The 14,487-nt window shown below is 65.1% G+C and carries 14 protein-coding genes and 1 tRNA gene; 5 read left to right on the forward strand and 10 right to left on the reverse strand.

Annotated features, from left to right (window positions below; genetic code table 11):
* Nucleotides 1-7 precede the first annotated feature (7 nt).
* Both DDQ68_RS23200 and DDQ68_RS23205 read right to left on the reverse strand, forming a co-directional pair.
* Nucleotides 8-577, reverse strand: a complete 570-nt coding sequence (locus tag DDQ68_RS23200; RefSeq protein ID WP_245897170.1) for an IS630 family transposase — start codon at nt 575-577, stop codon at nt 8-10.
* 133 nt (nt 578-710) lie between these two features.
* Nucleotides 711-986 carry a hypothetical protein gene (locus DDQ68_RS23205; protein WP_162550306.1) on the reverse strand — a complete coding sequence of 92 codons (276 nt, stop codon included), beginning with the start codon at nt 984-986 and terminating at the stop codon, nt 711-713.
* 121 nt (nt 987-1,107) lie between these two features.
* Between DDQ68_RS23205 and DDQ68_RS21190 the strand changes: the two genes are divergently transcribed.
* The gene (locus DDQ68_RS21190; protein WP_109658079.1) at nt 1,108-1,488 is read left to right on the forward strand and encodes a hypothetical protein; all 381 of its coding nucleotides are present in this window, start codon (nt 1,108-1,110) and stop codon (nt 1,486-1,488) included.
* A gap of 1 nt (nt 1,489) precedes the next feature.
* On the opposite strand, the gene DDQ68_RS21195 is transcribed toward DDQ68_RS21190, so the two are convergent.
* From DDQ68_RS21195 to DDQ68_RS21205, 3 genes are all read right to left on the reverse strand, one after another.
* Nucleotides 1,490-2,506 (reverse strand): MBL fold metallo-hydrolase, encoded by a 1,017-nt coding sequence (locus tag DDQ68_RS21195; RefSeq protein ID WP_109658559.1) that lies wholly within the window; start codon nt 2,504-2,506, stop codon nt 1,490-1,492.
* A 69-nt stretch (nt 2,507-2,575) separates the two neighbouring features.
* The gene (locus DDQ68_RS24335; protein WP_109658080.1) at nt 2,576-4,555 is read right to left on the reverse strand and encodes a M61 family metallopeptidase; all 1,980 of its coding nucleotides are present in this window, start codon (nt 4,553-4,555) and stop codon (nt 2,576-2,578) included.
* Between the two features lie 136 nt (nt 4,556-4,691).
* Nucleotides 4,692-5,408 carry a class I SAM-dependent methyltransferase gene (locus DDQ68_RS21205; RefSeq protein ID WP_162550307.1) on the reverse strand — a complete coding sequence of 239 codons (717 nt, stop codon included), beginning with the start codon at nt 5,406-5,408 and terminating at the stop codon, nt 4,692-4,694.
* Nucleotides 5,409-5,578: 170 nt separating this feature from the next.
* Here DDQ68_RS21205 and DDQ68_RS21210 point away from each other — a divergent pair.
* Both DDQ68_RS21210 and DDQ68_RS21215 read left to right on the forward strand, forming a co-directional pair.
* A tRNA-Leu gene (locus tag DDQ68_RS21210) sits at nt 5,579-5,660 on the forward strand.
* 128 nt (nt 5,661-5,788) lie between these two features.
* Nucleotides 5,789-6,478 (forward strand): phosphatase PAP2 family protein, encoded by a 690-nt coding sequence (locus DDQ68_RS21215; protein ID WP_162550308.1) that lies wholly within the window; start codon nt 5,789-5,791, stop codon nt 6,476-6,478.
* Nucleotides 6,479-6,554: 76 nt separating this feature from the next.
* On the opposite strand, the gene DDQ68_RS21220 is transcribed toward DDQ68_RS21215, so the two are convergent.
* The 4 genes from DDQ68_RS21220 to DDQ68_RS21235 form a co-directional block, all read right to left on the reverse strand.
* Nucleotides 6,555-8,930, reverse strand: a complete 2,376-nt coding sequence (locus DDQ68_RS21220; protein WP_109658083.1) for a GAF domain-containing protein — start codon at nt 8,928-8,930, stop codon at nt 6,555-6,557.
* Nucleotides 8,931-8,998: 68 nt separating this feature from the next.
* Nucleotides 8,999-9,616 (reverse strand): hypothetical protein, encoded by a 618-nt coding sequence (locus DDQ68_RS21225; protein WP_162550309.1) that lies wholly within the window; start codon nt 9,614-9,616, stop codon nt 8,999-9,001.
* 22 nt (nt 9,617-9,638) lie between these two features.
* Complete coding sequence (locus tag DDQ68_RS21230) at nt 9,639-10,241, reverse strand: hypothetical protein (RefSeq protein ID WP_162550310.1); 603 nt, start codon at nt 10,239-10,241, stop codon at nt 9,639-9,641.
* Nucleotides 10,242-10,442: 201 nt separating this feature from the next.
* Nucleotides 10,443-11,855 carry a dicarboxylate/amino acid:cation symporter gene (locus DDQ68_RS21235; protein ID WP_109658086.1) on the reverse strand — a complete coding sequence of 471 codons (1,413 nt, stop codon included), beginning with the start codon at nt 11,853-11,855 and terminating at the stop codon, nt 10,443-10,445.
* Nucleotides 11,856-12,026: 171 nt separating this feature from the next.
* Here DDQ68_RS21235 and DDQ68_RS21240 point away from each other — a divergent pair, with 171 nt between their 5' ends.
* Nucleotides 12,027-13,031 carry an enolase C-terminal domain-like protein gene (locus DDQ68_RS21240; RefSeq protein WP_109658087.1) on the forward strand — a complete coding sequence of 335 codons (1,005 nt, stop codon included), beginning with the start codon at nt 12,027-12,029 and terminating at the stop codon, nt 13,029-13,031.
* 214 nt (nt 13,032-13,245) lie between these two features.
* Here the strand turns inward: DDQ68_RS21240 and DDQ68_RS21245 are convergent, their stop codons facing one another.
* Nucleotides 13,246-13,818, reverse strand: a complete 573-nt coding sequence (locus DDQ68_RS21245; RefSeq protein WP_109658088.1) for a DUF6799 domain-containing protein — start codon at nt 13,816-13,818, stop codon at nt 13,246-13,248.
* Between the two features lie 146 nt (nt 13,819-13,964).
* On the opposite strand from DDQ68_RS21245, the gene DDQ68_RS21250 reads away from it, so the two are divergent.
* Nucleotides 13,965-14,426, forward strand: coding sequence for a MarR family winged helix-turn-helix transcriptional regulator (locus DDQ68_RS21250; RefSeq protein WP_109658089.1), 462 nt, complete (start codon nt 13,965-13,967; stop codon nt 14,424-14,426).
* Nucleotides 14,427-14,487: the final 61 nt, after the last annotated feature.

Genomic DNA, 14,487 nt, shown 5'->3' on the forward strand with positions numbered 1-14,487 from the left:
TTCCAAATCACTGTACATGATATCCACAATGGTTAAACCAATTTTTGGCATCCTGTTCGGTTACCCACTCGGCGGCGGCCCGGATGGCTTCCTCCAGCAGGTCGCGGGTACGGGCCTTGGCGGTGCGCAGCCACGTCTTGAGCTTGCTAAAAGCCAGTTCAATGGGGTTGAAATCAGGCGAATAAGGCGGCAGGTAGCGCAGCCGTGCCCCGTATTTGCGCACGATATCGTCCAGCCCGTCCACCTTATGCACGGAGAGGTTGTCGAGTACCACCACGTCGCCCGGCCGCAGGGTGGGGCCGGGCACCTGGTCGAGGTAGGCGGCAAACACGTCGCCGTTGACAGCCCCGTTGACAGCCCCGTTGACGCTGAGCAACGCCCCGAGCCCGTCCGGGGTCAGGGCGGCGAGGAGCGTCACGTTCGGGCCGCTGAGCAACGGCACGGCCTGGTCCAGGCGCTGGCCGGCCGGGGCCCGGCCATAGCGGCGGCAGTAGGTGAGGTTAGTGCTCGTCTCGTCCACGAATACGAAACGGGTAACATCTTCTGGCTGAATGGCTTCCAAAAACAAGCGGCGCAAGGCTACGACGCGTTCGGTGTCACGCTCGGCGGCGTGGATACTTTTTTTTTGCGCCCCCACCCCAGGCGCTCGACCGCCCGCCACGTACTCGTGCGGCTCAGGGCCGGGCCGGCGGCGGCGGCCAAGGCGAGGCTTATTTCGGCCAGTGTCGCGTCGGGCTGCGCCACCAGACAGGCCCGCAACAGGTCCTGGCCCGCAACAGGTCCTGGCCCGCCGGGTCCAGGCGCGGCATCGGGCCGCCGCTCGCGGGCAGGGCCGCCAGCGAACCGCTCGTACGTTGACGACGCAAAAGCTTGTCCACGAAGGAGATGGAAACGCTGAATTGCGCCGCCACTTGGTAAATCCGGGCCTGCGGCGCGGCACATGCCGCCGCTACCCGTTCCCGCAAATCAATCGAATACGCTTTCATAACAGAAGGTACGTGAAATTCTGTACATTGAATTGGAAACCGCTCTAATGACCAAGTTGCGCTAACCAAGCTGCAACAAACCATCGCCCGGGCTACCCCCGCCGGGTCCCCCCAGTGGAACATGCTGGCCCGGACGTATTACCTGTTTGGCCAGCCGCAGCGAAATTGGTCTGCCTTCGCCGACGCGGCGTTGGCTTATGGCAAAAAATACGCTTCCCGCGACAGCCACAGTCTCTACGATGCTGCCGCTCAAATGGAAGGCTTCATCAAAGATGATAAAGTGCTGCTGACCAAAGCCGACCAAATCATCCAGCAAGCCCTGGCCGCCAACCGCAGCTACGATAACCTCTGCACGCTAGCCAAGCTGCTGCACAAGCTGGGCCGCGACCCAGAGGCCGCCCGCGTGGCCCAGGAGGCCGTAGCGCAGGCCGCCAAAGACCAGAAAAACCCCGAAGAGGCCACCGAATTACTGGCCGAAATCAGCCAGAAAAAGCCGGGCTAGCTTACTCCCAATCCTGCCAGCGCAGCGGCTCGCCCACGGCCGGGGCGTGCAGCTCGCCGCGCAGCATGCCGCCGGCCGCGATTTCCGTTAGTTGGCGCAGGGGCTCCGCGGCGGGCTCGTCGCTCAGGTCGAAGGTGCCGTAGTGCATGGGTACTAGGTGGCCGGCGCGCAGCACGTTGGCGGCCTTGGCGGCTTCGTGGGGGTTCACGTGGCTCTTGGTCATCATGTAGGGAGGCTTGTAGGCCCCGATGGGCAGCAGCACCACGTCCAGGGGCCCAAACTGCCGCTCAATCTGCTCGAAATGGTCGCCGAAAGCAGTGTCGCCAGCGAAATAGATGAGCCGGTCGGTGGCAACGACTTTGATGAGAAAGCTGCCCCAGAGTACGGTGTTTACATCGAACAGCCCGCGGCGGTGCCAGTGGCTGGCCGGCAGGTAGTACACCTCGAAGGGGGCCCCGGGGCCCACGTCGTATTGCTGCCACCAGCCGGCTTCCTGCACGGGCAGGCCCGGGGCCATGCCGCGCAGCAGGGGCCCCATGCCCAGCGGCACCAGCGCCCGCAACTGCGGGTTCTGGCAGGCCAGCAGCTTCACGGAAGCCTCGTCGAGGTGGTCGCGGTGGCCGTGCGAGAGCAGCAGCCAGTCGATGCCCACCAGGTCTTCGGGCCGGCAGGGCAGGGGGTGGCGCCGGCGCAGCCCTACTGAGCTGAATAGTATGGGGTCGAAGAGCAGCGTTTGGCCCGCGATGCGCAGCACGAAGCTGGCGTGGCCCAGCCACAGCAGCACGTCGTCGGGGCCGGCCAGGGTCCCGGTGGCGTCCACCACGCGGGGCACCCAGTGGTCGCGCTTTTTTTCTTCCTTTTGGGGGTTGGTGGCCAGCTGCCACTTCAGCACGTCGGCGGCAGTGGGGGAGTAGAGGGCCTCGCCGTTGGCAAATTGGTTGCCGATGCGCTTATTGCCTGGGTAGCCGGGGCGCACGGTGGGCAGGGCGGGGTTATTCAAGTACGAAACAGAAGCCATGCGGGTCATACGCAAACGGCCCCGCCGCGTAGGGCAGCGAGGCCGCAGGAACAGGAAAATTTAGGGCCCCTACCGTACCTGGCTGGCCAGCCAGGCGTCGCGCAGGGACTGCTGGGCGGGGGTGAGCGGCGTTTTGGCGCCGGCTTCCGTGCGCTGCACCTGCACGCTGGCCGTTTCGTTGAGCAGCAGCTGCACGGCGCGCTCGGCGCCGGCGCGGGTACGCACCTGGGCGCTTACAATTTGGTTGGGCGCGTGGCGTTTCAGCACGGCGTCGAGGTCGGCAGGGGCCCGCAGGGGCTTGTCGTCCAGCATCAGCAGCTGGTCGCCCACGTCGAGGCCGGCCTTGTACAGGCCCGAGCCGATGAGGGCGTTGCCGGCCACCAGGCAGCGGCCCTGCGGGTCGAAGCCCACCTGCTCGCCCAGGGCCAGCTGGTGGGTGGGCACCACGGCCAGCCCCGCGGCCTGCAAGTCCTCGGCGAAGCGCGGCTGCTCGTGGCCGTACACATAGCGCCGGAAAAACTGGCCTGCGTAGGCCGTGTCGTGGGCCACCTCGCCCAGCACCCGCTGGCAATCGGGCAGGGTGTAGGGGCGGGTGGGGGCGAAGTTGGCCTGCTTTTTCCCGTACTGCTGCCACAGCGCCTGCATGTACTGGTCGAGGGTGGCGCGGTGGTCGCGGCGCAGCTCCAGGTCGAGGGCCAGGGCCAGGCCGGCGCCGTAGTAGTAGTAGCTGAGGAAGGTGTTGGCGGTGTTAACGGGGTCGATGCTCGCCCCCCTATCGGCGAAGACGGCCTGCTGGCTCATGCCCACGGCCGAGGTGTAGCGGGCCCCGGGGCTGTTGAGGCGCTCGCTCACCCAGTCGCTCACCTTGTCAAAAAACGCCGCGTCGTCGTAGTCGTGGGTGCGGCGCAGTGTCAGCTCGCCGTAATACTGCGTGAAGCCCTCGGCCAGCCACAGCGCGTCGCTCATGTTGGTGCGCTGGAAGTTGAAGGGTTCCAGGTCTTTGGGCCGGATGCGCTTCACGTTCCAGGCGTGGAAAAACTCGTGGGTCACCGTGCCCAGGTTGCTCAGGGCGTTGGCCCCCTGTAAGTCGCGCGGGGCCGTCAGCGATGTCGAGTTGCGGTGCTCCATGCCGTCGCTGGTGGCCTGCGGCAAGTAGTTGGCCAGGAAGGTATAGCGCCCGAAATCATACGTCGGCAGCTCGCCAAAAATGGCCTTTTCCTCCCTCACCACCTGCTGCACGCGCTGCATGTACTCGTCCACGGCGGCGGGCGTGTCGGGGCTCATCACGGCCAGCGCAATGGTCTGGCCGTCTTCCTCCCAGGTGCGCACCTGCTGGGCCCCCAGCATCGTGGGGCTATCCATGAGGTAAGCCCAGTTGGGGGCTGAAAAGGTGTTTTTCTCGCCCGCGGGCTGCAGCTGGGTAGCTATTTTCCAATCGGGCAAGGCATTGAACTGCACCTCCACCGGGCGGTTTTCCAGCCCCAGCGCGTAGCAAAACACGGCCGGCGCGTTCAGGTGCGCGTGCTGCGCGTCCACGCCGGCGTAGGTGCCGTCGCTGCGGTTGGCGTACAGCGTGTAGTGGAACACCACCGTGCCGTCGGCGCCCGGCGTCACGTCCCAGCCGTAGGCGTCGGGGCGGGCCGTGGGCAGCGGGTGGTCAGCGCCATCGGTGGCCACCACGTAGTACACATTTTTGATGAAGTCGTGCTGCGAGTAACGCCCCGGCGAGCTGCGCGCCATGCGCACCCGCAGGGGCCCCGGCGGCAGCCCCGCAAACGTGGCCGTGATGCGCGCCTCGTGGTGCACCGCGTTCGGAAACGCCACTGCGTAGCGCACCGCGGGCCCCGCCGCCTTGGCCGGGGCCCCGGGAGCCTTGGCGGCGGGCTTGGCCGGGGCCCCGAGCTTGGCTTTGGCCGCTGGTTTTGCCGCCGGTTTGGCCGGGGCGGGGCGGGGCCGCGGGGGCACCGTTTGGGCCCACAGCGCGGCGGGGGCCAGGCCGGCGCACAAGGCTAGGGCCAGCAAACGCGTGGCGTACTTCAGATTACTCATGCGGCAAGGACGGGAAGGAGTACAGCGGATTTTGGTACAATAACAAGGGCGTAGCGCGTAAGCCGGTTCGCAGGGCCGTCGCAATAAGTATTTTCCATTACCGAACCCCCAAATGTAGGAAAATAATTGGCCCTTCCTACACAGCCTTTTCCGCTGGCCCCACGGGCCGGAACACGGTGCCCTCTACCGCCCCGCCGAAGAAGTAGGCCGGGGGCCCCGGGCGCAGCCCCAGCCCGGCCAGGGCCCCGTGCAGGTCGGGCAGCTGCTGGGCGCGCAGGGCCGCCACCGCCCCAAAAAACCGGTACATGGTTCCCAGCAGCGCCCGGTGCCAGCCCCGCCGCGGCCGGCTGAAATCGGCCAGCAGCCACGGCGCCGCGGGGCGCCGGGCCGCTGCCAGGCGGGCCAGGGCGGGCCCCAGCGCGGCCGGCGCAAAGCAGTCGAGTACGAAAAACGTCACCAGCGCGTCGAACTGCTCGCCGGGCTTCAGCGCCGCCTCGGTTCCCAGCCGAAACTCGACCTGCCGCGCCGCGCCCGGCCACTCGCGGTGCAGGCGCGCAGTGGCCCGCGCCAGCATGGGCCCCGAAGCTTCGAGGTAGAGTACCGCTGCACCTGGGCGGTGGCGCAGCACTTCGCCCAGCACCCAGCCCGTGCCGCCGCCCAGTATCAGCACGCGTGGGGCCCCGGCGGGCAGCCCGGCCAGCGCGGCCCGCTGCGCCGCCCGCAGGCTGCCGCCAAACACGAGGCCCGCCAGCGCGTCGTAGCACCAAGCAATGCGGTCGAAGTTGCCGCTAAGGCGGGCTGCGGGGCCCCCAGTGGGCGGTTCGGGGCGAGAAATTGGAGAATTTGTGTTCAATTTGAAAAAAATGTGCTGCTTCAACCGACTGAAAAACAACTAGCCCAGGCCCCAGCGGCCGCCACAGCCGAAAAAAATTTCGCGCCGCTTGCGCCGCGCCGCGCCAGCCGCTTACCTTTGCAGCACCAAACGGCAACCTCCCCTAGGAGGTTTGTCGCCGCGGTACCGCTGCGCTTGTGGCGAAATTGGTAGACGCGCTGTCTTCAGGCGGCAGTTCCGCAAGGTGTGGGAGTTCGAGTCTCCCCGAGCGCACGTTTTAAAAAGGCCAATCCGCAAGGGTTGGCCTTTTTTCGTTGGGCCGCAGCCAGGCCGGGGGCCCAGTGCGGTGGCCGTTTCCGGAGCAGTTTCGTTCAAAGCACTGTTCGTTTGCCGCCCCGCTCATGCCCAATACTTCCACTTCGCCCACGCCGCCGCCGTCCCGCTGGGGGGCCTTGGCCGGCCTGCTCACCGCCGAAGCCGTAGGTGGGGCCCTGGTGTTCGTGCTGGCGTTCGGGGTGTTTTTTTACCTGGCCCGTGAGGTATTTGCCGAAAAATCGGCGGTGTTCGACAACTGGGGCTTTGCGCAAATGGACCGCCTACGGGCCGCCGCTCCGTGGCTCACGGCCTGGGTGTTCCGGCTCACATTCTTCGGGTCGGTGGCGTTTTTTGTGCCGGCCAGCCTGCTGGTGCCGCTGGTGCTGCACCGCCGCGGCTTCGTGCGCTACGCCGTTGAGCTACTGCTGGCCATGGGCGGCGGCTTGGTCCTCAATGAGTTGCTGAAGGCGTACTTCCAGCGCCCGCGTCCATCCACCGCCCTTATCTACCAATACGGCCTGAGTTTTCCCAGCGGCCACGCCATGATGAGCATGGCCTACTACGGCTGCCTGGCCTGGCTGGTGGTGCAGCACACCGGCCGCTGGGGCTGGGGCATCGCGCTGGTGGCTTTTGCGCTGCTCATCGGCCTCACCCGCATGTACTTGCACGTGCACTACCCCACCGACGTAGTGGCCGGTTTTGCCGGCGGCGCCGCATGGCTGGTGCTGCTGCGCACCGGCGTCCGGCTGTTCTGGAAAGAAGAGAATAAAATGTGAGGAGAATGTGGAGGGTGTGAAAGATGTGAGAATATGGAGATGAGAACGGTCATCTCCACATTCTCCTCACATTAGATTACAGCTTCACTTGCACGCGCAGGGCCAGCAGGCCCTTTGCGCCTTGCAACTCTTCCAGTTCCAATTCTTCTACGCCGGGCTCTAGCAGGCCGCGGTCCTGGAGGTAGTCGATGTACTCGTGGTACTCTGTGGCCTCGCGGGTTTGGGCGTACACCAGGGCCAGGCGGCCGGGCTGCGTGAGGCGCTCGCCGGTGCCGAGCACGGTGGCCTTGTCGATGCGTTTCTTGATGATTTCGTAGCGGATGTTGTAGGCCCCGTCTACGTCGAACTGGCGTTCGTCCTGCCGGAAGCGGATGCTCAGCGGCTGGCCGTGGATGTAGATGAGCTGGGTGGTTTCGAGTGGCACGGGCAGGGTGGCCGCCAGCGCGTGGGTGAGCCGCGTGATTTCCACCATCGTAAGTAACTGCCACAGCCGCAGGTTTTTGAGGAACACCAGGTCGAACGGCTTGTCCTGTACCAGGGCCTCGCCCACGTAAATATTGTACTCCACACCGTCGGTGCGGAAGCGCTGGAAGTAGTGCGGGAACATGGCCTGGGCCTTGGCTTCCTCGTCGTCGAGGTAGGTGCTCACCGCGTCGTTGATGGCCGTCACGCTCTGCTCGAACGCCTGCCGGCGCTTGTACAAAATGCCTAGGCGCGGGTCGATGTTGGCCCAGTAAGTGGTGATAACCGGCCGTAGCTCGGGCGTATGCTGGGCCAGGTACTCGAAGAGTGGTTCCACTTCCAGGCGCAGCGACTCGTAGATGCTCAGCTCGTCGCCGCTGATGATGCCCTGGTGCAGGCGGCGCAGGTTCTTGTTGACGTAGAACTTCAGCTCGTCCAGAATGGGCAGCTGCCGGTGCTCCGACGCTTTTTTCAGCACCCGGTTGGCTAGGGTGAGGTGCTCAATGAGGTCGCCCTCGATGGCCGCGTTGCGGGCTGTGCTGCTGCCGCGAATGTCGCAGGAGCCGTGTAGCGGGTACACGTCGGCGAACACGATGGCCTCCATCTCGACTCCGCGCTCGCCCTCGTCGTGGCGGGCCAGCAGGCGGCGGGCCGCGTCGGCGAAGCGCCACTCCATTGTGGGGTGGATGGGAGTAAACCGCTCCTGCATCACGGCCTGGATGCGGGTCTGCAGGTCCTCGGCGTTGCGCTTCACGGCTACGGCAAACAGCGGCACGAACTGCGCGACCTTCTCTAAGGCGAACTCATCCAGGTCGCCGGCGGTGGGCGAGCCGATTTCGAGCAGGCCCACCGTATCGCCGCCGTAGGGCAGCAGGGCCAGGATGGCCGAGCGGATGCCCAGCTCCAGAATCTGGGCCCGTAGGTCGTCCGGAATGTCGGCCCGTGCCACGTCGGAGAGCACCAGCGGGCGGCGCTCGCGCAGCAGCCGCTCGTAAATCTGCCGGAAGCCGCTGTCGGCCCGGTTGTGCTGCACCTGCTTGGTGAGGAAGCTGTGGTTGATTTTGCGGCCGAAGTCCACGAAATCCTTCTTCTTCTCGTCGTAGGCCGCGATGCCGAGCTGCAAGGCGGGCCGCGCAAACAGTACCCGCAGCTTCTCCTGAATTTGCTCCAGCCGGTCGGACGCTTGCAGCACGTCGCGCTCCAGCAGGTCGTACTTCAGCTCCGACAGCACTTCCTGGTCCGTCACGTCCACCAGTTGCAGCACGTTGAAGCCCTCAAGCGCGAAGTGCGCGGGCGGCAGCAACTCGCGCCACACGGCCAGGTTGTGGCGCTGGTGGCCCAGCTGCTCGCACTGGGCCGGCGTGAGCACGGGGGCCCCGCCCACCACCCGCACCTGTATGAACGACGAATCGACGCTGACCCCGTAGTGGCGGTAGAGGCCGATTTTGTAGTCGGGTACTGTGAAAATGATGGCCCCCGCCGCTGGCAGCTCCACGCCGTACACGCGGTGCAGCACGAGCTGGTAGGCCATGCGCGCCATGTACCCTTCCATCTGCGCCAAGTCGAGGTTCAGGGGCTGTTTGATGGTGCGCTCTTTGTTGAGAAGCACCTCGGCAAAGCGCGGCGTGTAGTAAAAGCTCGTGCGCCCAAACGGTGGAACGGCCCCGCTGATGGCAGAGTCCGTAGCCGCAGTTGGGAACACGGCCAGCATCATCGTTTCGAGCAAGTCGCGCGCCTGGTCGAGCACCGCCGGGTCGGGCAGGGGGCCCCGCAGTGCGGGCGTGCGCGCCGCCTGCCGGGCAATGGCGCGGGCCAGCAGCGCCAAGCCGGGGTTAGTATCCGTTTCGCGGGCGCGCCAGTAGGCCAGCAGCGGCTCCAGGCTGAGGGCCGTGGCAAACGGAAACACCGAGGGCCCCGGCCCGGGGCCCCCCGGCGCGGCCCCAGTCACGAAGGGGGCCGCTGCGGCAGTATCAACAGCAGAGACGGGCATGGCAGCTAAGGAACAAAACGGTGGTATGGGGCCCCTAGGATGCACCGGGGCCCCGGCGGGGCGGCCGCTTATTTTTTGATGAGAACTGGTGCCACCCGGCCAGTTTCGGTGGCGCTGATGGGCTTGGCGCTGCCGGTGCTGAGGTTGGTCAGCCGCCCCGTTTTCGAAAGGTTGCGGTAGCAGGTGCAGCAACCAGTACCATAAAACTCACCGGTCAGGGCCAGGCTATCCACTTGGTACCGGCGCGGGCTGTCGCGTAGCAGTTTTCCCGCTTGGCGCACCTCAATGCGGTACAGATAAGTGTCGAGTTTGCGCGGCCCGGCCTGCGTAAACGGCGCGTTGTTGTTGATAAACACGGAATCAGTGGTAACCAGGGGCTTTGTGGTCGTTGTGGACCGCACCACATTCACCTGGTCGAACGTGCCCGCTTTATCAAGCAAGTCGGCGTAGATCGTTAGCGAATCGGATTTGATATTGGGCACGCCTTTGGCATCCAGGCGCAGCGTATAACGCTTGAGCACCACGGTATCCAGCTCGGCTGGCGCAAAGCCGCTGGTACCGGTAGCAAACTTGAAGTAGAACGCATCGGCGCGCGCGTCGTTGCAGTCGCACACGTTGTTGGCGCAGCAGCCGGCCAGCGCGCCGGCCACCCCCAGAAAAGCAATCAATCGGAACAACCCAGCCATGCCCCAAAGATACGCCGGGGCCCTAGCGGCGGCCACGCGCCGCGGTGGTGGGCAGCGTGGGGTTGTCCACGGGGTGGGCCAGCAGCAGCGGCCGGAGCCGGGCAGCCGCCGTATCAAGCTGGGGCCGAATGTGGGCCAGCGCATCGCGCAGGGCTAGCACGTCGGCCAGGCGGGGGGCATTTTTCTGGGCGTAGCCGTGATACATGGCCACCCGGGCCCGGCCGCGGCCCTTGCCGGCGTAGGTGCCCAGCAGGTGGCCCTGGGCGTCGGAAATCTGTAATTCGGCCGTCAGGTCGGTCTGGTACGTTTCCAGGGGCACGCCCAGGAAGGTGGGGGTGAGCAGCAGCGTCATTTGCAGGGCCTGGAGGCCGCGGTTAAGGCGGCGCTCGGCGGCCTGGGTAATCACCAGGCGCACGTAGCCGTAGGTGGCCGAGTCGGTGGGCTCAGCCAGGTTGCGTTGCAACTCGTTGGTGAGCAGGCGCAATGGGTCTTCGGGCAAAATGCCGTCGCTCAAGGCCAGGGGCCCTGGGTCGGCGGCGGTTTCAAGCGGGGGCAGGCGCTCGTGCAGGGGGGCGAAGGGCGTGGCCGCCAACGGCACTTTGGCCGACTTGCAGCCACCGGCCAAAAGCCCGGTAATTGTTAAGATTGTATAAATATAATACAAGTTTATTTTTACGGCACGCATGCTAATGACCAGAAATTTAATAGATAATTACTAAATAAGAGTGCCTAAAAAACGCAGAAATGCACTTTAAGTCTTAGCGAGGCCTAAGGTAACAGTTTGTCGGGACATGCCGGCCGTAACGGAAAGATTAAATTCGGGGGCTCAATGGCTCGTAGCGGCCACCGGCTCGGGCAGCGCGGCCGGGTCGGGGCCCTGGTAGTCGTCGATGAACTCGCCTTCCCAGCGGGCCACCACGGCCGAGGCCAGGCAGTTGCCGAGCACGTTCACAGCGGTGCGGGCCATGTCCATCAGCGCGTCGATACCCAGAATGATGAACACCGGCCAGGCCGGCAAATTGAACGAGGGCAGCGTGGCCAGCAGAATCACGAGTGAGGCGCGCGGCACCCCGGCCACGCCCTTGCTGGTGAGCATAAGCGTGAATACCAGCAACATCTGGTCGCCAAACGAGAGCGTGACGCCCGCCGCCTGGGCCACGAACACGGCCGCCAGCGAGAGGTAGAGCGTAGTGCCGTCGAGGTTGAAGGAGTAGCCCGTCGGCATCACGAAGGCTACGATGCGGCGCGGCACTCCGATGCTTTCCATCGCCTCCATGGCGCGTGGCAGGGCGGCCTCGCTGCTGGTGGTGGCAAAGGCAATGCTCACCGGTTCGGCCACCGCCGCCACGAAGCGCCGCAGTGGAATGCGCATGAGCAGCGCCACCGGCAGCAGCACCAGCAGCACGAAGACGATGAGGGCCCCGTAAAGCGTGAGCAGCAGTTGAAATGCGTTGAGCAGGGGCCCAAAACCCATTTTGGCCACCGTGTAGGCCATGGCCCCGCCCACGCCCAGGGGCGCAAAAAACATTACCACGTTGGTAAACTTGAACATCACCTCCGACAGGCTTTCGCAGATTTCGAGCATCACGCGTCGGGGCCGTTCGGGGGTGAGGGCCAGGCCGATGGCGAAGAGGATGGCGAACACTACCACTTGCAGCACCTGTCCTTCGGCCACCGATTTAGCAATGTTTTCGGGGAAGATGTGCAGGATGATATCGGCCGTGGTTTGGGGCGCGGCGGCGACGATGACGTCGGCTTTTTCGGTAATGGCCGCGTGCTTGATGCCTACCCCGGCCTTGGTGAAGTTGATGGCCGCCAGCCCGATGAACAAGGCAAAAGTGGTTACTACCTCAAAGTAAATCAGGGCCTTGAGCCCCATGCGGCCCACCTGCTTGAGGTTGGCGTGGCCGGCAATGCCCACCACCAGCGTGGCAAACACCAGCGGGGCGATGATGGTCTTCACGAGCCGCAGAAATGCGTCGCTGAGCACCTTCAGGGGCAGGGCCACGGCGGGGGCGTCGTGCCCGATTTCGATGCCCACCAACATGCTCAGCACAATCCAGCCCGTGAGCGAGCGGCGCGGGGCCACGGCCAGCGCCAGGGCCCCCAGGGCGGCCCAGCGTGCGGCCACGGGCACGGCGGCCGGCAGGGCCAGCTGCCCGGTTTGGGCCAGAACTGTGAGCGAAACGGCCAGCAGCATCAAAACCAGGGCCGCAACGGCAACGCGCGAGAGCTTCATGGGCAACAGGAAAATAGATGTGGACCGGATGAAGAAAGTCCGGGCTAGGCAAAGGTAAGGGCCGGGGCCCCCGCCCGGTATGCTAGCCAGCAGAGTCCCACCGGGGGCTTGCTGGGGCTCCAGTGCCATTTCCGCCGCATCTTCGGGCCGTCCGTGCCCTTTGCTCCGCCCATGCCTACCTGGACCCTCACCGCCCTCGACCTGCCGCTGCGCTTCGTCTGGAAAATTTCCCGCAACGCCTCCGCCGCCAAAACCAACCTCGTGGTGCAGGTGGCCGGCCGCGGCCACACCGGCCGGGGCGAGGCCGCGCCCAACGTGCGCTACGCCGAGTCGCCGGCGCTGCTGGCCGAGCAGTTTGGGGCCCTGCAAGCCGCGGGGCTGGCGCAAGTGGAAACGCTGGATGACCTAGACGCCTTGCTGGGGGCCCATCCCGTGGCCCACGCCCTCAGCTTTGCTTTGGAGGCAGCGCTGGTGCAACGGCTGGCCGCCCGCGCCGGTCAACCGGTGTGGCGATGGCTGGGCGTGCCGCCGCCGGCCGCCGCTACGCCCACGGCCTTCACGCTGCCCATTATGCCGCCCGGCGAGGTGGCGGCATTCCTGGCGGCGCAGCGGGCGGCGCGCTTTAAGTTGCTGAAAGTGAAGGTAGACGCCGCCGGGGGGCTCGACTTACTACGCGAAGTGGCCCGGGTGCTGCCCGGCCACCCGCTGCTCGTGGATGGCAACGAGGCCTGGGCCGACGCCGATGGCCTGCTGCAATTCCTGGCGCAAGCCCGCGCCGTGCCCGGCCTGCACCTGGCCCTGCTGGAGCAGCCCCTGCCCGCCGCCTGCGCCGCCGACTACCGCTACCTGCGGCCCCGGGCCGGCGTGCCACTGCTGGCCGATGAATCGGTAACGGATACGGCTGACTTTGAAGAAATTGCCCGGCAATTCCACGGCGTGAACGTGAAGTTGATGAAGGCCGGTGGCCTCCGGCGTGGCATCGAGCTGCTACGCCGCACCCGCGCCCATGGCCTGCGCCCCATGCTGGGCTGCATGGTCGAAACCAGCCTGGGCATCGCCGCCGCCCTGCAAATCAGCGCCTTGGCCGACGTGCACGACCTCGATGGCATCCTCATTATCAAAGACGAGCCCTTTGGCCTGGTGCACGAAGCGGATGGGGCCCTGGTACTGGCCTAAAGTATGTGCCGCCAAGCCGCGCTTGGCCTGGCCCCGGGCCCCTTATGGTAGCACAGGCTAGGCCAGGTGCAGCTTGGCAGTACAAGCGCCGTCAGAGCGGCTTCCGTGCGGATATGCCTAATTAAAAGTTAAGATAAAGATTGAAAGGACTTTAACTCTTGACCTTTAACTCTCCTGGCCCACATATACCGATGTGAAATGTGCTGTTAAAAAGCTACTTACCAGCTTGCAGCTGCGCGTCGAGCGCCGCCAGGTCGAGGTCGATTTGGTGAGCGCCGGGCGAGGCGGCTTGGCCTTGGTTCAGCAGGGCGACTTTGCGGTTGAGCAGCTCCACTTTGCGTTCCAGGAGCTGCACGCGCAGCTGGAGGGACCCGGTTTCGGCCGTGGCATTGCCGGGCACGACGCGGGTAGGCAGCGTGTAGGTAGTGAACGGAGCGCTGCTGGGCGCTGGGCCGTCGCCGCGGGCCGCGGCGGCGCTGCCCGGCGTAGCAAATACGAGGCTGCCGTCGGGCCGTACAAAATCACCTTCCCTGAGCGTAATGAGCTTGCCGCCCGGAAACTCCACGATGCCGCTTTTGTAGTTGATTTTGATGCCGTTGGCCAAGCGCACGTTCTGGGTGAGGGACTTGGTGCTGGGGCCCTCGCGCTGTACCACCGCGCCGTTTTGGTATACAAATTGCGTTTGGGCCGTGGTGGCCACCGGGTAGCCGCCCTGCTGGGCCGCGGCTAGGCGCGGGGCCCCCGCCAATGCGCCGGCCGTGCCAGCAATTAAAAGAAAACGTTTCATATAAAGCCAGCGGATTAGGTAAAAAAAATAGCAATACGACCCCCGGCCATGCGCCGTTCCAAGAAAATGATGGAAGACCATGCTAAACAATGTTGCAACATTAAATGTACGTACATTGTGTTTGCATTGTCCACCGCCTTTAATTTATGCGCATCGAAGACGAAATCAAGCAACCTGTGTTCCGCAATGCCTACGAAAAGGCCATTATCAACCTTACCTACACGGCCGGCTGGCTGGAGATGCGGCAGGCGGCGGCCTTCAAGCCCTTTGGCCTTACGCTGCCGCAGTTCAACCTGCTGCGCATTTTGCGCGGCCAGCACCCGCGGCCGGCCACCGTGGCCTTGCTCATCGACCGGATGCTGGACAAAACCAGCAACGCCTCGCGCATCGTGGACCGCCTCGAAGAGAAGCAGCTCGTGACCCGCACCGTGTGCCCCGCCAACCGCCGCGCCGTCGATATCCGCATCACCGAAGCGGGCCTGGCGCTGCTCAGCCGCCTCGCAACCGACAACGTGCTCGAACCCGAGCGCCTGGGCCTGGGCCGCTTTTCCGAGGAAGAGTTGCAGCAGCTCAGCGACTTGCTCGACAAAATGCGGGCAGCCGATTAGTTAGTCTATTTTTGCTTGCCCCGCGTCGGGGTCCGTTCCTGCCTTTTTTTTCTTTCTTTTT

The sequence above is a fragment of the Hymenobacter nivis genome (assembly GCF_003149515.1).
Lineage (GTDB): Bacteria > Bacteroidota > Bacteroidia > Cytophagales > Hymenobacteraceae > Hymenobacter > Hymenobacter nivis.